A 23,172-nucleotide genomic window follows, 5' to 3' on the forward strand; every position below is an offset into this window, starting at 1 on the left:
ATGGGCGGAACCGAGGCGACGATGCCTGAGCGGCGGGCGGTGGGAACGACGGCAGCTGAAGGATCTTCGGGGTCTGCGGGACCTTCGGGGTCTGCGGGACCTTCGGGGTCTGCGGGACCTTCGGGGGCCGCGGGATCTGCGGCGTCCGTGGGGCCTGTTGGGGCTGCCGGAGGGGACCCGCGCATTCCTGTCGTGCCCGGGTTCGCCCGCCGTGGGGCCGGGAGTTCACCGAAGGCGGCGGGCAAGGCGCTCCGCGACCGGGTGCCGCGGTCCTCGCACGCCTCGCTGGTCCTGCCGTCGGGACGGCCGGACGCGGTACGGGCCGTCGAGGAGTCGAACCGGGGCCGCGTGCCGGGTCTGACGCCGATACGGGTGGGCCGCATGGCGGCCACCCCGTTCGCCTTCCTGCGGGGTGCGGCCGGACTGATGGCCCACGATCTGATGGGCAGCCCGGTCACCGGGGTGGGCGCCCAGCTCTGCGGCGACGCGCACGCGGCCAACTTCGGCCTCTACGGTGATGCCCGGGGCAGCCTCGTCATCGACCTGAACGACTTCGACGAGACCGTCTTCGGGCCGTGGGAGTGGGACCTCAAGCGGCTCGCCACCTCCCTGGTGCTCGCGGGCCGGGCCGCCGGGGCCGACGAGGACACCTGCCGCCGGGGCGCGTACGACACCGTCGGCGCCTACCGGCGCACGATGCGGCTGCTGGCCCGGCTGCCCGCCCTCGATGCCTGGAACGCGATCGCGGACGAGGAGCTGGTCTCGCACACGGACGCGCGTGACCTGGTCGGCACGTTGGAGCGGGTCTCGGAGAAGGCCCGCAACAACACCAGCGCCCGTTTCGCCGCCCGGTCCACCGAGGAATGCGCCGACGGCGGCCGGCGCTTCGTCGACGCCCGGCCCGTGCTGCGCCGGGTGCCGGACGCCGAGGCCGCGGTCGTTGCCGCCGGTCTCGGCGGCTATCTCTCCACCGTCTCCGAGGACCGGGTGCCGTTGCTGGCCCGGTACACGATCCACGACGTGGCGTTCCGGGTGGTCGGCACCGGCAGTGTGGGGACCCGGTCCTATGTGGTGCTGCTGCTCGATCACCGCGGGGAGCCGCTGGTCCTCCAGGTGAAGGAGGCGCGCCCTTCGGTGCTCGCCCCCTACCTGCCCGCGGTCGGGTTCGATGTGCCGGAGGTGGCTCACGAGGGCCGCCGGGTGGTGCTCGGGCAGAAGCGGATGCAGGTCGTCAGCGACATCCTGCTCGGCTGGGCGGACGTCGACGGCAGGCAGTTCCAGGTCCGGCAGTTCCGGAACCGCAAGGGCAGCGTGGATCCCGCCGCGCTCGCCGCCGACCAGGTCGACGACTACGGGCGGATGACCGGCGCGCTGCTCGCGCGGGCGCACGCCCACAGCGCCGACCCCCGCCTGCTGGCGGGCTACTGCGGCAAGAACGACGAGCTCGACGAGGCGATGGCCGCCTTCGCGGTCACGTACGCCGACCGTACGGAAGCGGATCACGCCGACCTGCTGCGGGCGATCAAGGCGGGCAGGCTGGCCGCCGAGCCCGGAATTTGACGGGTCCGTGAGGCGGTGGGGCCCGGTTCCGGAGGCGCCGGGCCCCGGGCCGGTCTCCACCGTGTGTCCCGTGCCGCCGGGCCGTGGCCATACGCTGGACGAGTGACCCACGAAGCCGCCGGGGTGCCGACCACCCGGAACGATGAAGACCGGCAGGACAACGACCGGCAGGAGAACGACCGGCAGGACGCGTCCCGGCCCGCTCCCGAGGTGCGGGAAGCCCCCGAAGCGGAAGCCGCCGCAGAGGCGCAGGAAGCCACGGCGGCGCGGGACGCCCACGGAGCGCCGGACGCCGCCGGTGCCGCGGACGCCGCCGCCGGGGAGCCCGTCGGTCCCGCGGACGCCGAGCCGCGGCCCGAGGCGCGCCTGGCCCGGGCGGTGCAGGTCGCCGAGCAGGCGTTGATCGAGTTCGAGATCGCGGTGGAGACCTTCCGGGTGGAGGTCGAGAACTTCTCCCGGCTGCACCACCAGAAGCTCGGCCCGATGTACGCGCGCCTCGACGAGCTGGACGCGCTGATCGCGGAAGCGCGGGCGGCCAGGACCGGGGACCCGGAGGACGAGCGCAAGGCGCGCGAGGCGCGGGCGGTCGTCATGCCGATGCCCGGGGTCGACGAGCTGTTCCACGACTGGATGGACACCGACGGGCTGTCCCCCGAGGCCGCGGCCATGCTCACCGAGCAGCCGGTCCGGCCGCCGAAGCGGGTCAGGCCGAGCGAGGAGGCCCGCAGGCTCTACCGGGAGCTGGCCCGCAAGGCGCACCCGGACCTCGCCCAGGACGAGGCGGAGCGGCAGCGACGGGACGAGTTCATCGCCCGGGTGAACGCCGCCTACGGGCGCGGCGACGTCGAGCTGCTGAAGGAGCTCGTGGCGGAGTGGGCGGCCGGTCCGGTGCAGCAGCCGGCCCCGCTCAGCGAGAGCGAGGAGCTCTACGCCCGGCTGGAGTGGCTCAGCAGGCGCAAGGAGCTGCTGACGGTGCTCGCCACGGAGCTGGAGGAGGGCGCGATCGGCTCGATGCTGCGGATGGCCCCCGACGACCCGGACCAGCTGCTGGAGGACATCGCGGAGCAACTGCTGGGCGAGGTGTCCCGGCGCGAGGCCGAGCTCGCGGAAATGGTGCAGTAGCGTTCCGGATGACTCTTCCGTGTAGGGATGACTCTTCCACGTATGTACGAGAGAAGGCATGACCCATGAATTTCGCCCCGCTGCCCTCGGTGGACGCCGCGGCGGTGCCGTCGGACGGTTTCATCCTGGACGTCCGTGAGAACGACGAGTGGGCGGCCGGTCACGTCGAGGGTGCGCTGCACATTCCGATGAGCGACTTCGTGGGCCGGTTCGGCGAGCTGACCGAGTCCGCCGAGGACGGGCGGCGCGTGCATGTGATGTGCCGGGTCGGCGGCCGTTCGGCCCAGGTCACCCAGTACCTGGTCCAGCAGGGCATCGACGCGGTGAACATCGACGGCGGCATGCAGGCCTGGGACGGCGCCGGCCGTCCGATGGTCACGGACAACGGAACGCCTGCCTTCGTCCTCTGAGCCGCGTCGACCCGACCCGAACCGACCCGACCCGGGGCCGGGCGGGGGCCGGTCTCGGCCTTCCGCGGCCCGGTCGTCAACCGAGCGGGTGGGCGGCCAGCAGGTCTCCCAGGGCCTCCTCATGGGCCGCCGCCGGGCCGAGGGAGAGCTCGATCAGCTTCGCCCAGGCATGGAAGCGGTGCAGCGGATAGTCGGTGTCCGCGCCGAAGCCGCCGTGCAGATGCTGTGCGGTCTGCACGACGCGGCGGACGCCGTCGGAGGCCCAGATCTTCGCGACGGCGACATCGCCCGCGGCCGGGAGCGGGCCGCCGGCGTCGGTGGAGATCCGCCAGGCGGCCTGCCAGAGGGTGGCCTCCATCGCCCGGAGATCGATGTACCGGTCGGCGGCCTGCACCGCCACCGCCTGGAACGTCGCGACCGGGAACCCGAACTGCTCGCGCTTGCCGGTGTATTCGGCGGTCATCGCGAGCACCCGTTCGCCCAGCCCGAGCGCCAGTGCGCACGTCCCCGTGGTGAGCAGGGACCGCAGCCAGTCCCAGCAGCCCGCCGCGTCGATCAGCTCGCCCGCTGCCACGCGCACGGCGTCCAGCCGGACCTCGGCCAGGCGTTCACCACTGGTGGAGACCTGGTCCGCCAGGGTGACGCCGTCGCGGGTACGGGGCACGAGGGCGAGGACCGGCCGCCCCCCGGCGGTATGCGCCGGAACGGCGATCCAGTCGGCCACCTGGGCCCAGGGGACGCCGGACTGCACGCCGTCCAGCACCCAGCCGGACTCCCCGGCCGGACCGCCCGACGCCCCGGCCGCAGCGTCGGACTCCGTGTCGCCCTGCCCGTACCGCCGTGCGGTGACCGCGAGTTCGGCCGGATCGTGACCGCTGCGTCCGTTGGCGCCGACGGTCAGGATCAGTTCGCCCCGGCCGGCCCGGGGCAGCAGCTCCGCCGCGAGGGTGCTCCCGCCGTACCGCTGGACCGCCAGCGCGACCGCACAGCTCTCCAGCAAGGGGACCCTGGCCAGCACCTTCGCCGACTCCCGCAGGACCAGACAGAGCGCGATCGGGTCGAGACCCGCTCCGCCGTGGTCCGGTGACAGCGTGAGCCCGAGCAGATCCGTGCGGGCCAGCTCGTGCCACAGCTGCCGGTCGATGTCCTCCGCCACCGCGCCCGGGGTCAGGGCGGGACTGGGCGCGCGGTCGGGTGCGACATCCGAGAAGACGGCCCTGGCCGCCTCGACGGCCGCCTGCTGTTCCTCGGTGAAGGTGAAGTCCACTGGCCCAGCCTCCCGTTGACCCTGCGCCTGATCCCCGCGACCTGACGGCTCGTCAAGATAGAACAGGTTCTATGGGAAGGGAACAGGCACGTGAGCAAGTGAGCAGGCGGGCAAGGGGCCAGGAGGCCTGGGCCGAGGCGCGCGCGGGCGCTCCTCAGCGGTCGAAGTCCAGCTCCACCTCCGGGGTGAGCGGATGCGACTGGCAGGCCAGCACGAAGCCCGCGCCGGTCTCCTCCGGCTCCAGCGCGAAGTTGCGCTCCATCCGGACCTCGCCCGAGACGAGGAACGCCCGGCAGGTCCCGCAGACCCCGCCCTTGCAGGCGTACGGAGCGTCCGACCGGCTTCGCAGCACCGTCTCCAGCAGGGATTCCGCGTTCTCCACCGGCCAGGTGCCCGAGCGGCCGTGGAGGGTGGCCGTCAGCACGGAGTCGGACGGGGCGGCGACCTTGACCACCGTCACATCCGCGGGACCTTCGTCGACGTGGAAGATCTCCTGGTGGACCCGGGACCGGTCGACGCCGAGCGCTCTGAGGGCCTGCTCCGCGCCCCGAACGAGACCGAGCGGCCCGCACAGGAACCAGCCGTCCACCTCCGCGACCGGGAGCACGGCGGGCAGCAGGCCGGTGAGCCGCTCGGTGTCCAGCCGCCCGGAGGGCAGCCCGGCCGACTGCTCCTCCCGGGAGAGCGCGGTGACCAGCTGGAAGCGGTCGGGGAACCGGTCCTTGAGGTCGGCCACCTCGTCGAGGAACATCGTCGAGGCCGCCGTGCGGTCACTGCGGATCAGACAGAACCGGGCCGTCGGCTCCCGGCCGAGCAGGGTGGCCGCCATGGACAGCACCGGAGTGATGCCGCTGCCGCCGACCACCGCCACGAACAGGCCCGGGCGCGGCTTCAGGACGAAGCGGCCCATCGGAGGCATCGCCTCCACCTGGTCCCCGACGGCCAGCTCCTTCAGGGCGTACGTGGAGAACGCCCCGCCCTCGACCATGCGGATGCCGACCCGCAGCACCGGCTCGCCGGGCTGCTCGGTGGCCGGTGCGCAGATCGAGTACGAGCGGCGGATCTCCTGGCCGTCCACGGTGTAGCGCACGTTCAGATGCTGGCCGGGGGTGTGGCGGAAGGTCTCGCGCAGCTCGGCCGGCACGGCGAGTGTCACGGCCACCGCGTCGTCCGTGATCCGTTCGATCGCGCTGACCCGGAGCGGATGGAACATCTACAACTCCTTGAAGTGGTCGAACGGTTCACGGCAGGCGGCGCAGCGGCGCAGGGCCTTGCACGCCGTGGAGGAGAACCGGCTGAGCAACTCCGTGTCCGTGGAGCCGCAGTGCGGGCAGCGCACCGAGAGCGTCAGCGGCACGGGGCCGCCGTCCGCGCTGTGGGCGCGCGGCGGCGCGATGCCGAACTCGGCGAGCTTGCGGCGTCCTTCGGCGCTGATGTCGTCCGTCGACCAGGCCGGGGCCAGGACCGTGACCACGGAGACCTCCGGGACGCCGTGGTCGTGCAGCACCCGCTCGATGTCGGCGGACATCGCCTCGATCGCGGGGCAGCCCGTGTAGGTCGGGGTCAGCCGCACGGTCACCCGGCCCGGGCCGTCCACCGTGACGTCCCGCACGACGCCCAGCTCGGCCAGGGTCAGCACCGGGAGCTCGGGGTCGGGCACGGATCCGGCCAGTCCGCGCAGCTCCGCCTCCAGCCGGGTGTCGGTCACCATGACGCCCCCGGATGACTGCGGTGCAGGTGCTGCATCTCGGCGATCATGCGGCCGAACGGCTCGGTGTGCAGGCCCTGTCGGCCCGCCCCCGCCGCCCAGCCCCCGGACTGCGGGCCCGCCGGGAGAGTCAGGGTGGCGCGCTCGACGACGTCGGTGACGGCGGCGAGCCAACGGCCGCGCAACTCCTCCAGGTCGATACCGGAACCCGGGGAATCGAGCCCTTCGACCGGCTGGAACATCTCGCCGGTGAATCGCCACAGCGCGTCCAGGCCGCTCTGCATCCGGCCGTGGCTCTCCTCGGTGCCGTCGCCGAGCCTCAGGACCCACTGCTCGGCATGGTCCCGGTGGTAGGCCACTTCCTTGACGGCCTTGCCCGCCAGCCCGGCGAACTCGCCTTCCCCGGTCGCCAGTCGCTCGTACAGCAGGTGCTGATACACCGAGAAGTAGAGCTGCCGGGCGATGGTGTGGGCGAAGTCCCCGTTCGGCTGCTCGACCAGTTGGAGGTTGCGGAAGGCGCGCTCCTCCCGGAGATAGGCCAGCTCGTCCTCGTCGCCGACGAGCGAGAGCAACACCCGCGCCTGCCCCAGCAGGTCCAGGGCGATGTTGGCGAGAGCCACCTCCTCCTCCAGGACGGGGGCGTGACCGGCCCACTCCCCCAGCCGGTGCGAGAGCACCAGCGCGTCGTCGCCGAGGGCGAGTGCGGCGCTCACAGGTGCTTCACCCCGTCCGGGATCTCGTAGAACGTCGGGTGGCGGTAGGGCTTGTCGGCGGCCGGCTCGAAGAACGAGTCCTTCTCGTCGGGGGAGGAGGCGGTGACCGCGGTGGACGGGACCACCCAGATCGAGACGCCCTCGGAACGGCGGGTGTAGAGGTCGCGGGCGTTGCGCAGGGCCATCTCGGCGTCCGGTGCGTGCAGGCTGCCCGCATGGGTGTGGGACAGTCCGCGCCGCGAGCGCACGAACACCTCCCACAGCGGCCAGTCGGTCGAGCTGCTCATGCCGTCTCCTCCACATGCTGCGCGGGTGCGCTGTTCTGTGCCGATGCCGATGCCGATGCCGATGCCGATGCCGGTACTGATGCCGGTGAACGGGGCGTTGTCTGTACCGGAGCGTGCTTGGCGGCGTACGCGGCTGCCGCGTCCCGGACCCAGGCGCCCTCCTCGTGGGCCTCGCGCCGCTGGCTGATCCGCTGGTCGTTGCAGGGGCCGTTGCCCTTGAGGACCGCATGGAACTCGGACCAGTCGATCGCGCCGAAGTCGTGCCGGCCCAGCTCCTCGTTCCACCGGATGTCGGGGTCCGGGAGCTCCAGGCCCAGCGCTTCGGCCTGGGGCACGCAGATGTCGACGAAGCGCCGGCGCAGCTCGTCGTTGGAGTGCCGCTTGATCTTCCAGGCCATGGACTGCTCGGAGTGCGACGAGGCGTCGTCGGGCGGGCCGAACATCATCAGGGAGGGCCACCACCAGCGGTTCACCGCGTCCTGGGCCATGGCGTGCTGGGCCTCGGTGCCGCGGCTGAGGGCGAGCAGCAGCTCATACCCCTGGCGCTGGTGGAAGGACTCCTCCTTGCAGATGCGGACCATCGCTCGGGCGTAGGGGCCGTACGAGCACCGGCAGAGCGGCACCTGATTGGTGATCGCCGCGCCGTCCACCAGCCAGCCGATCGCGCCGACGTCGGCCCAGGTCAGCGTGGGGTAGTTGAAGATCGACGAATAGCGCTGACGGCCCGCGTGGAGCTTGTCGAGCAGCTCCTCGCGGCTGGTGCCCAGGGTCTCGGCGGCGCTGTAGAGATACAGGCCGTGACCCGCCTCGTCCTGCACCTTGGCCATGAGGATCGCCTTGCGGCGCAGCGAGGGCGCCCGGGTGATCCAGTTGGCCTCGGGCTGCATGCCGATGATCTCCGAGTGGGCGTGCTGGGCCATCTGGCGGACCAGCGTCGCCCGGTAGGCGTCGGGCATCCAGTCGCGCGGCTCGATCCGCTCGTCCGCCGCCACGGTCGCGTCGAAGGCCGCGAGGCGGTCCGCGCCCGCCGCCTCCGCACCGTCCACCGTGCCGAGCGTCTTCTGCGTCGTCTGGTCCGCAGTCACTGCCGCCATCCCGGGCTCCCTACCGACCGATCGTTCGGTTCCTTGACTTCAATGGTGAGTCGGAGGCCCGTAGGGTGTCAACCCTGTGGATAACTGAGTGGTGATCGACGGTGAGCGGGGCGGGATGGATTCGGACCACGACAGGAGCTCTGCGGGTGGGGGAAAGGACGCCTGGCCGCAGGCGTTGAACCGGCCGGCGGAGGCGCAGGACACACCCGAAGCCATACCGCAAAAGCCCCCGGCACCGGTGGCGGATGCCCCGGCCACCGGCCTGGGCATAGCCGGGCTCTCCTTCCCCTTTCAGGTGGTCGCGGCCCTGGCGCTGTCCCTGATCGGACTGCTCGCCTGCACGCAGGTGGCCATGGTGTTCCTGCACGTCGCCCCGTCCAACACGCTGACCAAACAGCACGGGAAGACGATCGACAGCTGGATCTACCCGGAGTTCGAGCAGAACTGGAAGCTCTTCGCGCCGAACCCGCTCCAGCAGAACATCGCCGTCCATGTGCGGGCCGATGTGGTGGGCGCGGACGGCCGGCGCACCACGCGGTGGATGAACCTCACCCACGAGGACAGCGAAGCCATACGCGGCAACCTCTTCCCCAGCCATGTGGACCAGAACGAGCTCCGCCGGGGCTGGGACTTCTACATCAACTCCCACGACAGCGAGAACCGCCCCAACGGCCTGCGCGGGGATCTCTCCGAGCGCTACGTGCGGCGCATCGCGATGCTGCGGCTGAGCGAGCGCGACTACGGCGGCACGATCGAACGCATCCAGCTCCGCTCCGCCACCAGCTCCATCGCCCCGCCCCCGTGGAGCAACGAGAAGATCAGCACCCGGCCCGTCTACCGCGTACTCCCCTGGTGGACCGTGAACCCCGACGATCTTCCCGCGCGTGACGCGGATCAGAACCGGGACGCGGCGCACGGCGTGGACGGACCCGACCGGGACGCGGCGCGCGTGGAGGCGAACCAGTGACCATCCCCTCGCCCGCGAGCCCACGGAACGCGGCCCCGCAGCCGCCCGGCCCGCGCCCGGCCGGTACCCGCTCCGGTGCCCCTGGAGGCCCCGGTGGCCCGCTGGCCCGAGGCCTCCAGCGCGTCACCGCCTCCGCCCTCGGCCCGTACCAGAGCGCCGTCGTCCGGATCGGTTTCGCCGCCACCTACCTCTTCTTCCTGCTGCGCGAGCTGCCGCACCGCCATGAGCTGTACGGCCCCGACGGCCCGTGGCACTGGGACCTGGCCCGCCGGCTCACCGACGGCAACGGGGCCTTCTCCGTCCTGATGTGGACCGACAGCACGGTCTGGTTCGAGGCCGTGTACGTCCTCACGCTGCTGTCCGCCGCGGCCCTGATGCTCGGCTGGCGGACCCGGACCATGTCCGTCCTGTTCATGGTCGGCGTGCTCTCCGTGCAGAACCGCAGCATCTTCATGGGCGACGGCGGCGACAACGTCGTCCACCTCATGGCGATCTACCTCGTGCTCACCCGCTGCGCCCAGGTCTGGTCGCTGGACGCCCGGCGTGCGGCGCGCGACGCGCGGCGTGCCGCGGCGGGCCTGCCGCCGCCGCGGGACATCGTGGGCCCGGTGCTCTGGGCGCTCCTCGGCCCCGTCCTCGTGGTGGCCACGCTGACGTACGAGCTCGGCGGCACCTGGTGGCTCCCCGCTCTGCTGTGGACGATCTGGCTCTCCGCCGCGGCCTGGTGGGGCGTGAACCGTCACGCGCCGCACGGCGAGCCCCGCACCCTGCTCGACGTGCTGGCCAACCTCGCGCACAACGCCACGCTCGCCGTGATCATGGCCGAGGTCTGCCTGATCTACGCGACCGCCGGCTGGTACAAGATCCAGGGCTCGCGCTGGCAGGACGGCACCGCGCTCTACTACCCGCTCAACCTCGACTACTTCACCCCGTGGCCCGCCCTGTCGGACATCCTGGGCGCCAGCGGGCTGATGGTGATGGTGCTGACCTACGGCACGGTCATCGTCCAGGTCGCCTTTCCGTTCACGCTGTTCAACCGGCGGGTCAAGAACGTCCTGCTGGGCGTGATGATCTGCGAGCACGCGGGGATCGCCCTGCTCCTCGGGCTGCCCTTCTTCTCCATGGCGATGATCGCGGCCGACGCGGTCTTCCTGCCGACGGCCTTCCTCATGTGGCTGGGGGTCCGGGTCACGACCGGCAAACAACGACTGTTCTCCCGGCTGCCCGGCCGGTCCCGTGCGCCCGCGAAGCCCTGGACGCCCGCCTCCGAGGACGGTCCGGCGACGGACGGCCACGGCGGTCCGGAGGAGCCCCGGCGCCAGGGCGGCGGCGGGGGCCATACGCTCGTCGGGTGAGCAGTGAGACCGGCAGACCCCAGCAGCCCCCGACGGAGCCTCTCCCGACGGAACCCCTCCAGTACGACGACGGCTACGGCCAGCCGATCGGTGTCGGGCCGCACCCGCGGCCCTGGCCCGAGGGCGAGCGGTACGACCCCGAGCTGCTGGCCCAAGGCGACCGGCGCAACGTCGGTGACGCTTACCGCTACTGGACGCGGGAGGCGATCGTCGCCGATCTCGACCTGCGGCGGCACGACTTCCACGTGGCCGTGGAGAACTGGGGCCACGACTTCAACATCGGCTCGGTGGTGCGGACCGCCAACGCCTTCCTGGCGAAGGAGATCCACATCGTGGGCCGTCGGCGCTGGAACCGGCGCGGCGCGATGGTCACCGACCGCTACCAGCATGTGCGCCACCACCCCGACACGGCGGACCTGACCGCGTGGGCGGCGGCCGAGGGGCTGCCGATCATCGGGATCGACAACCTCCCCGGCGCCGTACCGCTGGAGCGCACCGAGCTGCCGCGCCGCTGCGTCCTGCTGTTCGGGCAGGAGGGCCCGGGTCTGACCGAGGAGGCGCGCGAGCACGCCACGATGGTGTGCTCGATCGCGCAGTTCGGCTCGACCCGGTCCATCAACGCCGGCGCGGCCGCGGCCATCGCGATGCACGCGTGGGTGCAGCGCCACGCCGACGTCCCGGACCCGCGAGACGCTCGCTGACTACGCCTGGCGGCGCACCTCCACCACGCGGAAGCGGTTGGCGACGAAAGCCGCGTCGCACAGGGCCGCGTTGGCCGCCGGGTTTCCGCCCGAGCCGTGGAAGTCGGAGAACGCGGCCGTCTGGTTGACGTAGACCCCGCCGGTCAGGTTCAGCGAGAGCTGGGCCGACTCGTCCAGGCAGACGTCCTCGATCGCGCGCTCCACCTCGGGGGACGTGGTGTAGGCGCCGACGGTCATCGCCCCCTTGTCGCGGATCGTGCGGCGCAGGAGATCCAGGGCGGCGGGCGTCGACTCGACGGCGACGGCGAAGGACACCGGCCCGAAGCACTCCGAGAGGTAGGCGGCGCCGTCATCGGGCTTGGTGCCGTCGAGCTTCACGACGACCGGCGTACGGACGACCGCGTCGGGGAACTCGGCGTTGGCGACCGCACGCGAGGGCAGGGCCACCTCGCCCAGCTCGCCGGCCGCCTCCACCCGGGCCCTGACGTCCGGGTTGACCAGCGCGCCGAGCAGGGCGGACGCGCGGGCGTCGTCGCCGAGCAGTCCGGTGACGGCGGCCGCGATGTCGGCGACCACGTCGTCGTAGGACTTGGCGCCGTCGTCGGTGGCGATGCCGTCCCGGGGAATCAGCAGGTTCTGCGGAGTGGTGCACATCTGGCCGCTGTACAGCGAGAGCGAGAACGCCAGGTTGGCCAGCATGCCCCGATAGTCGTCGGTGGAGTCGACGACGATCGTGTTGACGCCGGCCTTCTCCGTGTAGACCTGGGCCTGGCGGGCGTTCTCCTCCAGCCAGTCGCCGAAGGCGGTCGAGCCGGTGTAGTCGATGATCCGGATCTCGGGGCGGACCGCCAGGGTCTTGGCGATGCCCTCGCCGGGCCGCTCGGCGGCCAGCGCGACCAGATTCGGGTCGAAGCCCGCCTCGCTCAGCACCTCGCGGGCGATGGACACCGTGAGCGCCAGCGGGAGCACCGCGCGCGGGTGCGGCTTCACCAGCACCGGGTTGCCCGTGGCGAGGGAGGCGAAGAGGCCGGGGTAGCCGTTCCAGGTGGGGAAGGTGTTGCAGCCGATGACCAGTGCGAGGCCGCGGCCGGACGCGATGAACGACTTGTGCAGCTTCAGCGGATCGCGCTTGCCCTGGGGCTTCGACCAGTCGGCGGCGTCGGGGGTGCGGACCTGCTCCTGATAGGCGTACGCCACGGCCTCCAGGCCGCGGTCCTGGGCGTGCGGGCCGCCCGCCTGGAACGCCATCATGAAGGCCTGGCCGCTCGTGTGCATCACCGCGTGCGCCAGCTCGTGGGTGCGGGCGCTGATCCGCGACAGGATCTCCAGACAGACCAGGGCCCGGATCTCCGGCCCCGCGGCCCGCCAGGCACCCGTGCCGGCCTTCATCGCCGGCAGCAGGACGTTCAGGTCGGCGTGCGGATACTCGACGCCGAGCTCCGGCCCGTACGGCGAGACCTCGCCCCCGGTCCAGCCGTCGGTGCCGGGCTGCCCCAGGTCGAGCCGGGCGCCCAGCAGAGCGTCGAAGGCGGCCTTGCCCTCGGCCGCCCCGAGGCTGCCCGGGGCGCCGCCCTCGCCGTACGCCTTCGGGTGCTCGGGGTGCGGTGACCAGTACGCGCGGGTGCGGATCACATCGAGGGCCTGGTCGAGCGTGGGCCGGTGGGTCTCGGACAGCTGCTGGGGGGTGAGCGCGGAGGCCATGGCGGACCAACTCCTCATCGAGCCGGGCGGGGACGTACGGACGGAGTTAGAGTAACCGAACGATCGGTCGGGACAAGGGGCCCCAGGGAACCTGTGGACAACTCATGGGGGAGGATCGCGGACATGACCACGGCCAAGCGGGACACGTACACACCGGAGACCCTGCTCACCGTCGCCGTCCGTGTCTTCAACGAGCGCGGCTACGACGGCACGTCCATGGAGCATCTCTCCCGGGCGGCGGGCATCTCGAAATCCTCCATCTACCACCATGTGGCGGGCAAGGAGGAGCTGCTGCGCCGGGCCGTGAGCCGGGCGCTCGACGGGCTCTTCGCCATCCTCGACGAGCCGGGGGCGCAGCGCGGGCGCGCGGTCGAGCGGGTCGAGTACGTCACGCGCCGGACCGTCGATGTGCTGATGGCGGAGGTTCCCTACGTCACCCTGCTGCTGCGCGTGCGCGGCAACACGAAGACGGAGCGGTGGGCGCTGGAGCGGCGCCGCGAGTTCGACCAGCGGGTGTCGGAGCTGCTTCAGGCCGCGGTCGCCGAGGGCGATCTGCGGGCGGACGTGGACATACGGCTGGCGACCCGGCTGCTGTTCGGCATGGTCAACTCGCTGGTCGAGTGGTACCGGCCGCAGCCGGGCGGATTTCCGGGGGAGGAGCAGCTCGCGGACACGGTCGTCCAGCTGGCCTTCGAGGGAATGCGGGCGAGCGGCACCCGCTGAGCCGGCTCGGCGCGGTCAGGCGAGTTCGGCCGGCGGGTCCGGGCGCGGTCCGAGGTCCGTCTCCTCGAACACCAGCAGCGTGCGCGTCGAGAGCACCTCGGGGATGGACTGGATCCGGGTGAGGACCAGCTCGCGGAGCGCCCGGTTGTCCGGCGTGTGCACCAGGAGCAGTACGTCGAAGTCGCCGCTGACCAGGGCGATGTGCGTGGCCCCGGGCAGCGCCTGAAGCTGCTCGCGCACGGTGCGCCAGGAGTTCTGCACGATCTTGAGCGTGATGTACGCGGACGCCCCCTGGCCCGCCCGCTCGTGGTCGACCCGGGCGCCGAAGCCACGGATCACACCGTCCTCGACGAGCCGGTTGATCCGGGCGTAGGCGTTGGCGCGCGAGACGTGGACCCGTTCGGCCACGGACCGTATCGAGGCGCGGCCGTCCGTCTGGAGGATGCGCAGGATGTCGCGGTCGATGGCGTCCAGCGGCCGCGCGGGCGGTACCGGGGGCGGCTCCGGCAGCGGGCCCCCGGGGGCGGCCGACGGTACGACCGCGGGCGCGGTCGGCGGCGTGACGGCGGGCGGGGCCTGGCCCGGCTCCTCGCCCTTGTCGGCCATTTGTTCAGCTGCCATCGGCCCGCGCCTCCCTGTCGTGGACGACCTGTCCCTATCCCAGGCTGTGGAGAACCGTTTGTCCACAGGCTGGCGGCGCCTGTAGCCAAAATGCCCTTGCGACCGAACAATCGGTAGGTGAGGCACACCACACCCGTGCCCCGCCCACCCCTCGATGTCTCGCTCCCGATCGACACCATCGACACCCATCGACACCGCCGATCGACACCCTCGATCTCCCTCGATGCCAGGAGGTGCTTCTCATGACGGTCCAAGAGCTGCCCGGCGCGGCCGCCTACCGGCCCACGCCGCCCCCGGCCTGGAAGCCGATCACCGACCCCGCCCCGCTGCTCCCGGACCCGGAGCCCTACCGGGTGCTCGGTACGGACGCGGTCGCCGACGTCGACCCCGAACTGTTGCTCCGGCTCCACGCGGAGCTGGTCCGCGGGCGCCGCTACAACGCCCAGGCCACCGCGCTGACGAAGCAGGGCCGACTGGCGGTCTACCCGTCGAGCACCGGCCAGGAGGCGTGCGAGATCGCCGCCGCCCTGGTCCTGGAGGAGCGCGACTGGCTCTTCCCCAGCTACCGCGACACGCTGGCGGCCGTCGCGCGCGGACTGGACCCGGTCGAGGCGCTGACCCTGCTGCGCGGGGACCGGCACACCGGCTACGACCCGCGCGAGCACCGCATCGCCCCGCTCTGCACCCCACTCGCCACCCAGCTCCCGCACGCCGTGGGACTGGCGCACGCCGCCCGGCTCAAGGGCGACGACGTGGTGGCGCTCGCCATGGTCGGCGACGGCGGCACCAGCGAGGGTGACTTCCACGAGGCGCTGAACTTCGCGGCCGTCTGGAAGGCCCCGGTCGTCTTCTTCGTGCAGAACAACGGCTTCGCGATCTCCGTGCCGCTGGCCAAGCAGACCGCCGCCCCCTCCCTCGCCCACAAGGCCGTCGGATACGGGATGCCGGGCCGCCTGGTCGACGGCAACGACGCCGCGGCGGTGCACCAGGTGCTCAGCGAGGCCGTGGCGCGAGCCCGGCGCGGCGAGGGCCCGACCCTGGTCGAGGCGGTCACCTATCGCATGGAGGCCCACACCAACGCCGACGACGCCACCCGCTACCGGGTCGACAGCGAGGTCGAGGCGTGGAAGGCGCACGACCCGGTGCGGCTTCTGGAGCGGGAGCTGACGGAGCGCGGGCTGCTGGACGACGCGGGCATCGAGCAGGCGAAGGAGGCCGCGGAACGGATGGCCGCCGCCCTGCGCGACCGGATGAACGCGGATCCGGATCTGGCCCCGATGGACCTCTTCACCCATGTGTACGCCGAGCAGACGAGCCAGCTCCGGGAGCAGGCCGCCGCCCTGCGCGCCGAGCTGGACGCCGAGCAGGACCACGACGAGCACGGCCCGGAGGCAGGACGATGACCACCGCGGCAGTGACGGCCGACGGTCGCCCCGTGAAGGCGAAACCGGCCACGATGGCGCAGGCCCTCGGGCGCGCGCTGCGCGACTCGATGGCCGAGGACCCCACCGTCCACGTGCTCGGTGAGGACGTGGGCACGCTCGGCGGGGTCTTCCGGATCACCGACGGGCTGGCGAAGGAGTTCGGCGACGACCGCTGCACCGACACCCCGCTGGCCGAGGCGGGCATCCTCGGCGCGGCCGTCGGCATGGCGATGTACGGGCTGCGGCCCGTGGTGGAGATGCAGTTCGACGCCTTCGCCTATCCGGCGTTCGAGCAGCTGATGAGCCATGTCGCCAAGATGCGCAACCGCACCGGCGGGGCCATGCCGCTACCGATCACCGTGCGGGTGCCGTACGGCGGCGGGATCGGCGGGGTCGAGCACCACAGCGACTCCTCCGAGGCGTACTACATGGCCACCCCCGGCCTGCACGTCGTCACCCCGGCCACGGTGGACGACGCGTACGGGCTGCTGCGGGAGTCGATCGCCTCGGACGACCCGGTGATCTTCCTGGAGCCGAAGCGGCTCTACTGGTCCAAGTCCGACTGGTCGCCCGAGGCCCCCGCCGCGGTCGAGCCGATCGGCAGGGCCGTCGTCCGCCGGCCCGGGCGCAGCGCCACCCTGATCACGTACGGGCCCTCCCTGCCGGTCTGCGTGGAGGCCGCCGAAGCGGCGCTCGCCGAGGGCTGGGACCTCGAAGTGGTGGACCTGCGCTCGCTGGTGCCGTTCGACGACGAGACGGTGGCCGCGTCGGTGCGGCGCACCGGACGGGCGGTCGTCGTCCACGAGTCCCCCGGATTCGGCGGGCCCGGCGGCGAGATCGCGGCCCGGATCACCGAGCGGTGCTTCCACCATCTGGAGGCCCCGGTGCTGCGGGTGGCCGGGTTCGACATCCCCTATCCGCCGCCCATGCTGGAGCGGCACCATCTGCCGGGAGTGGACCGCGTGCTCGACGCGGTGGCCCGGTTGCAGTGGGAGGCGGACAGCTGATGGCCCAGGTGCTCGAATTCAAGCTGCCGGACCTCGGTGAGGGCCTGACCGAGGCGGAGATCGTCCGCTGGCTGGTGGAGGTCGGCGATGTCGTCGCCATCGACCAGCCCGTCGTCGAGGTCGAGACGGCCAAGGCCATGGTGGAGGTGCCCTGCCCCTACGGGGGCGTGGTGACCGCACGGTTCGGCGAGGAGGGCACGGAACTTCCCGTCGGCGCACCGCTGCTGACGGTCGCCGTCGGAGCGCCGGAGGGGTCGTCCTCCTCTTCCGGCTCCGACAAGGAGCCCTCGGGCGGGTCGGGGAACGTGCTCGTGGGGTACGGGACCGGCGCACCCGCCGCACGCCGTCGGCGCATCCGTCCGGACCGTCTCGACCGGGCGCGGGCCGACGTCGTCGTGACTGCCCCGGTGACGGCATCCGCCACGGCTCCCGTGGCCGCGATCGTGACCGCGACCGTTTCCCCGGGGCCCGACGCGGTGACGGCATCCGCCACGGCTCCCGCCCCGGCGGCGGTTCTCGCGCCGGACCGGGAGGGCCCCGTGCCGGTGGTCTCTCCGCTGGTACGCCGACTGGCCCGGCAGCACGACATCGATCTGCGACGGCTGGCGGGTTCCGGCCCCGACGGGCTGATCCTGCGCGCCGACGTCGACCGGGCGATCCGGACGGCGGAGGAGACGGCGACGACGACGGCGCGCCCGGCACAGGCACAGGTACAGGCACAGGACCAGGCACCGGCGGCTGTGGCCGCGCCCGCGACCGGCGTACCCGCTGCTCCGGCCGCCGAACGGATTCCGCTGCGCGGGGTGCGCGGAGCGGTCGCCGACAAGCTGTCGCGCAGCCGCACCGAGATCCCCGACGCCACCTGCTGGGTCGACGCCGACGCCACCGAGCTGATGGCGGTCAGGGCCGCGATGAACGCCGCCACGGGCCCGTCCGCCGGGCCGAAGGTGTCGGTCCTGGCCCTGCTGGCGAGGATCTGCACGGCGGCGCTGGCCCGGTTCCCCGAGCTCAACTCCACCGTGGACACGGAGGCCCGGGAGATCGTCCGGCTGCCCGGCGTGCACCTCGGGTTCGCGGCCCAGACCGAGCGGGGCCTCGTCGTCCCGGTCGTCCGGGACGCGCACACCCGTAACGCCGAGTCGATCGGGGCCGAGATCGCCCGGCTGACCGAGCTGGCTCGCACCGGGAAGCTCAGCCCGGCCCAGCTGACCGGGGGCACGTTCACGCTGAACAACTACGGGGTGTTCGGGGTCGACGGCTCGACACCGATCATCAACCACCCGGAAGCGGCGATGCTCGGGGTCGGCCGGATCATGCCCAAACCCTGGGTGCACCGAGGCGAACTGGCCGTACGTCAGGTCGTGCAGCTGTCCCTCACCTTCGACCACCGGGTGTGCGACGGCGGAACGGCGGGCGGCTTCCTCCGGTACGTGGCGGACTGCGTGGAGCAGCCGGCGGTGCTGCTGCGCACCCTGTAGCCGCGCAGGTGCGCGACCGGCGGCTCCCCCTGAGGCGCCCCGCCGGGCCGGCCGGGTCTTCCGGCCACCCCGGCGGGCGCGTCGTTCCGGGGTGCCGCCCATACTCGACGTATGACCGCCTATGACGTGATCGTCCTTGCCGGCGGGGCCGCGAAGCGGCTCGGCGGCGCCGACAAGCCAGCAGTCCGGGTGGGCGGCCGGGCGCTGCTCGACCGCGTCCTCGCGGCGAGCGCCGGCGCGGCGCTGACCGTCGTGGTGGGCGGACGTCGGGCGACCGCGAGACCAGTCGTCTGGACCTGCGAAGTGCCCCAGGGAGGCGGCCCGTTGGCGGCGCTGGGCGCGGGGCTGCGGCTGACCACGGCGGAGCGCGTCCTCGTCCTCTCCGCCGACCTCCCGTTCCTCGGCCCGGGCACGGTCGACGCGCTGCTCGCCGCCGCCGGACAGCCCGGCCGGGAAGGGGCCCTGTGCGTCGACCCCGACGGGCGTGACCAGCCGCTCGTCGCCGCCTACCGTGCCGAACCGCTCCGCCGGGAGCTGGGCCTGATCGCCACCGAGTACGGGGGCCTCGCCGGGCTGCCGCTCCGGCTTCTGACGGCGGATCTGGACCTCGCACGGGTCGACGCGGGTCCTGACGCCGCGTTCGACTGCGACACTTGGGACGACATCGCCGCCGCCCGAGCCCGGATCAGGGAGCATGGGGCCGTGCTGGACGAATGGATCACCTCGGTCAAGAACGAACTGGGAATCGAACTCGACGTCGACACCGGTGTCCTGCTCGACCTCGCCCGTGACGCCGCGCACGGAGTCGCCCGGCCCGCTGCTCCGCTCACGACCTTCCTGGTCGGGTACGCGGCGGCCAGGGCGAGTGCCGGCGCGGGGCCCGACGAGGCCGCCGCAGCGGTCGCGGAGGCCTCCCGCAAGGCCACCGCCCTCGCTCTGCGCTGGGAGGCGGAGGCGGCAGCGGCGGCGAAGGGGGAGAGCGACACGGCGGGCGGGCCTGCGGGCGCGGCGAAGCCCGACGCGGGCCGCGAGGGGACCGGGACACCATGACCGGCTCCGACGGGCCGCTGCGTGAGCCCGGCAGCGACCGCCGCCCCGCCGGGTCCGGGCGCGACCTCGCACGCGAGGAGGAGGAGCGGGCCGTCGAGCAGGCGCTCGCCCTCGTCGGCGGGTCGAGCCGGCGTCCGGGCCACGGCCGGGACACCCGGGACGGCGGCTTCGGCGACGGCCGGATCAGTGCCCCGAACGGGGACCCGGGTGACGACGGCCGGAACAGCGACCCGAACGAGGACCCGGGCGATAGCTGGAACAGCGGCCCGAACGAGAGCCTGGGCGATAGCCGGAACAGCGGCCCGACCGAGAGCCTGGGCGACGGCTGGAATACCGGCCCGAACGAGAGCCTGGGCGACGGCCGGAACAGCGGACTGGGCGACCGTCGCCCCGCCCCCGCCCCCGCCCAGGCGTCCGACAGCGATCAGCGGTCGTTGCCCGATCGGGCCTCCCCGGGCGGCCCCACGGAAGCCTTGCCGGGATCCCCCTCGCCCCGCGCCACCCGGACTCCCGCACCAGCCCTGTCCTGGGACCGGGCGCGGGCGGTCGCGGCCAGGGCCGGGCGGGCCGGTCCGCCCGCGACGATCCGGTTGCCGCTCGACCGTGCGCTCGGGCACGTGCTGGCCGAGACGCTCGGCGCGCTCACCGATCTGCCGTCCTTCGACACCTCGGCCATGGACGGCTGGGCGGTCGCCGGTCCCGGGCCCTGGGCGTACGAGGCGGGGGCGGGAATCCTCGCCGGTCGCGGCCCGGCCGACGCGCTGCCCGACGGCACCGCCGTACGGATCGCCACCGGTGCCCGCGTCCCGCCCGACGCCACGGCGGTCATCCGCAGCGAGCACGCGCACGCCGACGAGGCCAAGGGGCTGCTGCACGCCCGGCGGCCCGTGGCCACCGGGCAGGACATCAGGCCCCGGGGCCAGGAGTGCCGCTCGGGCGAGCAGCTCGTCCCGGCCGGAACGGTCGTGACCCCGGCGGTGCTCGGCCTCGCCGCGGCCGCCGGGTACGACGCGCTGCCCGCTGTGCCCCGCCCACGCGTCGACATCCTTGTCCTCGGCGACGAACTGCTCGCCGCCGGTCTGCCGCACGACGGGCTGATCCGGGACGCCCTCGGACCCATGCTCGGCCCCTGGCTGCGGGCCCTGGGAGCCGAGGTCTCCGGACCCCGCCGTCTCGGGGACGACGCCGGGGCGCTGCGCGACGCCCTCGCCGCGTCCGACGCCGACCTGATCGTCACCACCGGCGGCACCGCCGCCGGCCCGGTCGACCATGTGCACCCGGTCCTCGACGCCCTCGGGGCCGAACTTCTGGTGGACGGGGTCGCGGTCCGCCCCGGCCACCCCATGCTGCTGGCGAGGCTGTCGCCGGACGGGCCGTATCTCGTCGGGCTGCCCGGCAATCCGCTGGCGGCCGTATCGGGTCTGCTGACACTCGCGGAGCCGCTCCTCGCGGGCATCGCGGGCCGCCCCGCCCAGGACGCGTACCGGGCCCTCGTCCATGCCGACGTGCCCGGCCATCCGCACGACACCCGCCTCGTCCCCGTGGTCCACCGCGCGGGCCGGGCGGGTGCCCGGGACCATGTCGCGCCGCTGCGTTACAACGGGCCCGCGATGCTGCGGGGGATCGCCGCGGCGGACGGGCTGGCAGTTGTGCCGCCGGGCGGGGTACGGTCCGGCACCGAGGTGGAGATTCTGGATCTCCCATGGGCCCCGGCGACGCCGTGGACGGAAGGGTGTTTCACGTGAAACTTCCCGGCCATGATGCGATGGCCAGGCGAGCCGAAGAAGTGGTCGTGCTAACCCGGGTGATGCTCCCCCGGCGGGTGGCCCTCGGTCCGGCTCGGCAGGTCGGCAAGCGCCTGCTGATGGCGCTGCTCGTGCTGACCGCGACCGTGCTGATCGTCTGGCTCGACCGCGGTGGCTACAACGACAACGCCGACGGCAAGGTCGATCTGCTCGACGCGGTCTACTACGCGACGGTCACCCTCTCCACCACCGGGTACGGGGACATCACCCCGTACAGCGACGGAGCCAGGCTGATCAACGTGGTGCTCGTGACACCGCTGCGCGTGCTCTTCCTGATCATCCTGGTCGGTACCACTCTCGAAGTCCTCACGGAACGGACCCGGGAGGACTTCCGGCTGAAGCGTTGGAGATCCAACTTGCGAGACCACACCGTCGTCGTCGGCTTCGGAACGAAGGGCCGCTCGGCGATCCTGACCCTCTGCACCACCGGCCTGTCGAAAGACCAGATCGTCGTCGTCGATCCGGCCTCCAAGGTGATCGAGGCCGCCAATGCCGAGGGCTTCACCGGCGTGCTCGGCGACGCCACCCGCAGCGATGTCCTGCTGCGCGCCGAGCTCCAGAAGGCGCGTCAGATCATCATTGCCACCCAGCGCGACGACACCGCCGTGCTGGTCGCCCTGACCGCGCGGCAGTTGAACCGCGGGGCGAAGATCGTGGCGGCCGTGCGGGAGGAGGAGAACGCCCCCCTGCTGCGGCAGTCCGGCGCCGACGCCGTGATCACCAGCGCCAGTGCCGCCGGACGGCTGCTCGGCCTCTCCGTCCTCAGCCCCAGCGCGGGCACCGTGATGGAGGATCTGATCCAGCAGGGCAGCGGCCTCGACCTGGTCGAACGGCCGGTCATAAAGGCCGAGGTGGGCAAGAACGTACGAGAGACGGAGGACCTCGTGGTCAGTGTGCTGCGCGGGCACCGGCTGCTCGGTTACGACGACCCGGCGGCGAGCCCGTTGCAGCTGACGGACCGGGTCATCACCATCGTGCGGAAGAGCCCCAGCTCCGCCTCGGTGCCGCACACCTCGATGCCGCCGCGCCCCTGATCGCAACGCGCGCCTCCTCGGCCGGAACGCCGGCCCCGGACCGCACGCCGTGCCCCGGACCGTACGCCGAGCCGGAGTAGCCTCGCGGCCATGCATGCGATCACGATTCCCGAACCCGGTGGCCCCGAGGCGCTCGTGTGGGCCGAGGTGCCCGATCCCGTACCCGGCGACGGCGAGGTCCTCGTCGAGGTCGTCGCCAGCGCCGTGAACCGCGCCGACGTGCTCCAGCGGCAGGGCTTCTACGACCCGCCGCCCGGCGCTTCCCCCTACCCCGGCCTGGAGTGCGCGGGCCGCGTCCTCGCGCTCGGTCCCGGGGTGACCGGATGGGCGGTCGGCGACGCCGTGTGCGCGCTGCTGGCGGGCGGCGGCTACGCGGAGAAGGTCGCCGTTCCGGCCGGCCAGCTCCTGCCCGTACCGGAGGGCGTCGACCTGGTGGAGGCCGCGGCGCTGCCCGAGGTCACCGCCACGGTGTGGTCCAATGTCTTCATGGTGTCCCACCTCCGCCCCGGCGAGACCTTCCTGGTCCACGGCGGTTCCAGCGGCATCGGCACGATGGCGATCCAGCTGGCGAAGGCGGTCGGCGCCCGGGTCGCGGTCACGGCGGGCAGCCCGGAGAAGCTCGCCCGGTGCGCCGAGCTGGGGGCGGACATCCTCATCAACTACCGCGAGCAGGACTTTGTCGAGGAGCTGCGCGAGAACACCGCCGGAGCGGGCGCCGACGTCATCCTGGACCTCATCGGCGCCAAGTACCTGGAGCGGAACGTCCAGGCGCTCGCCGTCAACGGCCGCCTCGCGATCATCGGTCTCCAGGGCGGCGCCAAGGGCGAACTGAACCTCGGCGCCCTGCTGACCAAGCGGGCCGCCGTCACCGCGACCTCCCTGCGGGGCCGGCCGCTCCACGAGAAGGCCGCCATCGTCGCCGCCGTACGCGACCACGTGTGGCCGTTGATCGGCGGCGGGGTGGTCAAGCCCGTGGTGGACCGGGCGCTGCCGATGGCGGACGCCGCCGAGGCGCACCGGGTGCTGGAGTCCAGCGCGCACATCGGCAAGGTCCTGCTGGTCACACCGTCGGCCGGCGCCTGACCTCCGTAGCCGGCCACCCGTACGACGAGGGGCCCGGCGGCACACACCCCCACGGCACACCC

The 23,172-nt window shown here is 72.9% G+C and carries 22 protein-coding genes; 14 read left to right on the plus strand and 8 right to left on the minus strand.

What is annotated here, in order from left to right; translation table 11 throughout:
- The 3 genes from ACFWRV_RS30420 to ACFWRV_RS30430 all read left to right on the plus strand — a co-directional run bounded on the left by ACFWRV_RS30420 (position 1) and on the right by ACFWRV_RS30430 (position 3,092).
- A complete protein-coding gene (locus tag ACFWRV_RS30420) occupies positions 1–1,560 on the plus strand; it encodes a DUF2252 domain-containing protein (protein WP_384339092.1) in 1,560 nt (519 codons plus the stop codon).
- Positions 1,561–1,662: 102 nt separating this feature from the next.
- Complete coding sequence (locus tag ACFWRV_RS30425; RefSeq protein WP_384339094.1) at positions 1,663–2,682, plus strand: J domain-containing protein; 1,020 nt, start codon at positions 1,663–1,665, stop codon at positions 2,680–2,682.
- 65 nt (positions 2,683–2,747) lie between these two features.
- Positions 2,748–3,092, plus strand: a complete 345-nt coding sequence (locus ACFWRV_RS30430; protein ID WP_383602943.1) for a rhodanese-like domain-containing protein — start codon at positions 2,748–2,750, stop codon at positions 3,090–3,092.
- A gap of 76 nt (positions 3,093–3,168) precedes the next feature.
- Here the strand turns inward: ACFWRV_RS30430 and ACFWRV_RS30435 are convergent, their stop codons facing one another.
- The 6 genes from ACFWRV_RS30435 to paaA form a co-directional block, all read right to left on the minus strand.
- Positions 3,169–4,359: an acyl-CoA dehydrogenase family protein gene (locus ACFWRV_RS30435; RefSeq protein WP_384339096.1), complete on the minus strand. Its 1,191-nt coding sequence runs from the start codon at positions 4,357–4,359 to the stop codon at positions 3,169–3,171.
- Between the two features lie 154 nt (positions 4,360–4,513).
- Positions 4,514–5,572 (minus strand): 2Fe-2S iron-sulfur cluster-binding protein, encoded by a 1,059-nt coding sequence (locus ACFWRV_RS30440; RefSeq protein WP_384339098.1) that lies wholly within the window; start codon positions 5,570–5,572, stop codon positions 4,514–4,516.
- Positions 5,573–6,070: a 1,2-phenylacetyl-CoA epoxidase subunit PaaD gene (paaD, locus tag ACFWRV_RS30445; RefSeq protein WP_384339100.1), complete on the minus strand. Its 498-nt coding sequence runs from the start codon at positions 6,068–6,070 to the stop codon at positions 5,573–5,575.
- Positions 6,064–6,780, minus strand: coding sequence for a 1,2-phenylacetyl-CoA epoxidase subunit PaaC (gene paaC / locus ACFWRV_RS30450; protein ID WP_384339102.1), 717 nt, complete (start codon positions 6,778–6,780; stop codon positions 6,064–6,066). The genes paaD and paaC overlap by 7 nt, the downstream gene beginning before the upstream one ends.
- Positions 6,777–7,067 (minus strand): 1,2-phenylacetyl-CoA epoxidase subunit PaaB, encoded by a 291-nt coding sequence (paaB, locus tag ACFWRV_RS30455; RefSeq protein WP_030115881.1) that lies wholly within the window; start codon positions 7,065–7,067, stop codon positions 6,777–6,779. Before paaB ends, paaC begins: the two co-directional genes overlap by 4 nt.
- Positions 7,064–8,161 carry a 1,2-phenylacetyl-CoA epoxidase subunit PaaA gene (gene paaA / locus ACFWRV_RS30460; protein ID WP_384339104.1) on the minus strand — a complete coding sequence of 366 codons (1,098 nt, stop codon included), beginning with the start codon at positions 8,159–8,161 and terminating at the stop codon, positions 7,064–7,066. Before paaA ends, paaB begins: the two co-directional genes overlap by 4 nt.
- Before the next feature lie 115 nt (positions 8,162–8,276).
- Here paaA and ACFWRV_RS30465 point away from each other — a divergent pair, with 115 nt between their 5' ends.
- From ACFWRV_RS30465 to ACFWRV_RS30475, 3 genes are read left to right on the plus strand one after another with little or no spacing between them, the layout of a single operon-like run.
- Entirely contained in the window at positions 8,277–9,128 is an 852-nt protein-coding gene (locus tag ACFWRV_RS30465) for a DUF5819 family protein (protein ID WP_384339106.1), read from the plus strand.
- Positions 9,125–10,483 carry an HTTM domain-containing protein gene (locus ACFWRV_RS30470; RefSeq protein WP_384339108.1) on the plus strand — a complete coding sequence of 453 codons (1,359 nt, stop codon included), beginning with the start codon at positions 9,125–9,127 and terminating at the stop codon, positions 10,481–10,483. Before ACFWRV_RS30465 ends, ACFWRV_RS30470 begins: the two co-directional genes overlap by 4 nt.
- Entirely contained in the window at positions 10,480–11,184 is a 705-nt protein-coding gene (locus ACFWRV_RS30475; RefSeq protein WP_384339110.1) for a TrmH family RNA methyltransferase, read from the plus strand. Before ACFWRV_RS30470 ends, ACFWRV_RS30475 begins: the two co-directional genes overlap by 4 nt.
- Here ACFWRV_RS30475 and paaN read toward each other — a convergent pair whose 3' ends face one another.
- Positions 11,185–12,885, minus strand: coding sequence for a phenylacetic acid degradation protein PaaN (paaN, locus tag ACFWRV_RS30480; protein ID WP_384339112.1), 1,701 nt, complete (start codon positions 12,883–12,885; stop codon positions 11,185–11,187). It lies immediately after the preceding gene.
- A gap of 123 nt (positions 12,886–13,008) precedes the next feature.
- Here paaN and ACFWRV_RS30485 point away from each other — a divergent pair, with 123 nt between their 5' ends.
- A complete protein-coding gene (locus ACFWRV_RS30485) occupies positions 13,009–13,608 on the plus strand; it encodes a TetR/AcrR family transcriptional regulator (RefSeq protein WP_205083547.1) in 600 nt (199 codons plus the stop codon).
- Between the two features lie 15 nt (positions 13,609–13,623).
- Here ACFWRV_RS30485 and ACFWRV_RS30490 read toward each other — a convergent pair whose 3' ends face one another.
- Positions 13,624–14,229 carry an Lrp/AsnC family transcriptional regulator gene (locus ACFWRV_RS30490; RefSeq protein WP_384339114.1) on the minus strand — a complete coding sequence of 202 codons (606 nt, stop codon included), beginning with the start codon at positions 14,227–14,229 and terminating at the stop codon, positions 13,624–13,626.
- Between the two features lie 242 nt (positions 14,230–14,471).
- Between ACFWRV_RS30490 and pdhA the strand changes: the two genes are divergently transcribed.
- The 7 genes from pdhA (at position 14,472) to ACFWRV_RS30525 (ending at position 23,110) form a co-directional block, all read left to right on the plus strand.
- Positions 14,472–15,632: a pyruvate dehydrogenase (acetyl-transferring) E1 component subunit alpha gene (pdhA, locus tag ACFWRV_RS30495; RefSeq protein WP_384339116.1), complete on the plus strand. Its 1,161-nt coding sequence runs from the start codon at positions 14,472–14,474 to the stop codon at positions 15,630–15,632.
- Positions 15,629–16,660: an alpha-ketoacid dehydrogenase subunit beta gene (locus ACFWRV_RS30500; protein ID WP_384339118.1), complete on the plus strand. Its 1,032-nt coding sequence runs from the start codon at positions 15,629–15,631 to the stop codon at positions 16,658–16,660. Before pdhA ends, ACFWRV_RS30500 begins: the two co-directional genes overlap by 4 nt.
- Complete coding sequence (locus ACFWRV_RS30505; protein WP_384339120.1) at positions 16,660–18,138, plus strand: dihydrolipoamide acetyltransferase family protein; 1,479 nt, start codon at positions 16,660–16,662, stop codon at positions 18,136–18,138. Before ACFWRV_RS30500 ends, ACFWRV_RS30505 begins: the two co-directional genes overlap by 1 nt.
- Positions 18,139–18,249: 111 nt before the next feature.
- The gene (locus ACFWRV_RS30510; RefSeq protein WP_384339122.1) at positions 18,250–19,188 is read left to right on the plus strand and encodes a DUF6457 domain-containing protein; all 939 of its coding nucleotides are present in this window, start codon (positions 18,250–18,252) and stop codon (positions 19,186–19,188) included.
- Positions 19,185–20,933: a molybdopterin molybdotransferase MoeA gene (locus tag ACFWRV_RS30515; RefSeq protein WP_384339124.1), complete on the plus strand. Its 1,749-nt coding sequence runs from the start codon at positions 19,185–19,187 to the stop codon at positions 20,931–20,933. Before ACFWRV_RS30510 ends, ACFWRV_RS30515 begins: the two co-directional genes overlap by 4 nt.
- Entirely contained in the window at positions 20,891–22,027 is a 1,137-nt protein-coding gene (locus tag ACFWRV_RS30520) for a potassium channel family protein (protein ID WP_384339126.1), read from the plus strand. The genes ACFWRV_RS30515 and ACFWRV_RS30520 overlap by 43 nt, the downstream gene beginning before the upstream one ends.
- A 90-nt stretch (positions 22,028–22,117) precedes the next feature.
- A complete protein-coding gene (locus ACFWRV_RS30525) occupies positions 22,118–23,110 on the plus strand; it encodes an NAD(P)H-quinone oxidoreductase (RefSeq protein WP_384339128.1) in 993 nt (330 codons plus the stop codon).
- The last annotated feature ends 62 nt before the right edge of the window (positions 23,111–23,172 follow it).

The organism is Streptomyces sp. NPDC058576, from assembly GCF_042718715.1.
GTDB lineage: Bacteria > Actinomycetota > Actinomycetes > Streptomycetales > Streptomycetaceae > Streptomyces.

What these genes read in the sequence shown, in the direction of transcription:
- ACFWRV_RS30420 (WP_384339092.1), top strand. Translation starts at nt 1, where the DNA reads ATGGGCGGAACCGAGGCGACGATGCCTGAGCGGCGGGCGGTGGGAACG.
- ACFWRV_RS30430 (WP_383602943.1), top strand. Translation starts at nt 2,748, where the DNA reads ATGAATTTCGCCCCGCTGCCCTCGGTGGACGCCGCGGCGGTGCCGTCG.
- ACFWRV_RS30440 (WP_384339098.1), bottom strand. Translation starts at nt 5,572, where the DNA reads ATGTTCCATCCGCTCCGGGTCAGCGCGATCGAACGGATCACGGACGAC.
- paaD (WP_384339100.1), bottom strand. Translation starts at nt 6,070, where the DNA reads ATGGTGACCGACACCCGGCTGGAGGCGGAGCTGCGCGGACTGGCCGGA.
- paaB (WP_030115881.1), bottom strand. Translation starts at nt 7,067, where the DNA reads ATGAGCAGCTCGACCGACTGGCCGCTGTGGGAGGTGTTCGTGCGCTCG.
- paaA (WP_384339104.1), bottom strand. Translation starts at nt 8,161, where the DNA reads ATGGCGGCAGTGACTGCGGACCAGACGACGCAGAAGACGCTCGGCACG.
- ACFWRV_RS30465 (WP_384339106.1), top strand. Translation starts at nt 8,277, where the DNA reads ATGGATTCGGACCACGACAGGAGCTCTGCGGGTGGGGGAAAGGACGCC.
- paaN (WP_384339112.1), bottom strand. Translation starts at nt 12,885, where the DNA reads ATGGCCTCCGCGCTCACCCCCCAGCAGCTGTCCGAGACCCACCGGCCC.
- ACFWRV_RS30485 (WP_205083547.1), top strand. Translation starts at nt 13,009, where the DNA reads ATGACCACGGCCAAGCGGGACACGTACACACCGGAGACCCTGCTCACC.
- ACFWRV_RS30490 (WP_384339114.1), bottom strand. Translation starts at nt 14,229, where the DNA reads ATGGCAGCTGAACAAATGGCCGACAAGGGCGAGGAGCCGGGCCAGGCC.
- pdhA (WP_384339116.1), top strand. Translation starts at nt 14,472, where the DNA reads ATGACGGTCCAAGAGCTGCCCGGCGCGGCCGCCTACCGGCCCACGCCG.
- ACFWRV_RS30500 (WP_384339118.1), top strand. Translation starts at nt 15,629, where the DNA reads ATGACCACCGCGGCAGTGACGGCCGACGGTCGCCCCGTGAAGGCGAAA.
- ACFWRV_RS30505 (WP_384339120.1), top strand. Translation starts at nt 16,660, where the DNA reads ATGGCCCAGGTGCTCGAATTCAAGCTGCCGGACCTCGGTGAGGGCCTG.
- ACFWRV_RS30510 (WP_384339122.1), top strand. Translation starts at nt 18,250, where the DNA reads ATGACCGCCTATGACGTGATCGTCCTTGCCGGCGGGGCCGCGAAGCGG.
- ACFWRV_RS30515 (WP_384339124.1), top strand. Translation starts at nt 19,185, where the DNA reads ATGACCGGCTCCGACGGGCCGCTGCGTGAGCCCGGCAGCGACCGCCGC.
- ACFWRV_RS30520 (WP_384339126.1), top strand. Translation starts at nt 20,891, where the DNA reads ATGGGCCCCGGCGACGCCGTGGACGGAAGGGTGTTTCACGTGAAACTT.
- ACFWRV_RS30525 (WP_384339128.1), top strand. Translation starts at nt 22,118, where the DNA reads ATGCATGCGATCACGATTCCCGAACCCGGTGGCCCCGAGGCGCTCGTG.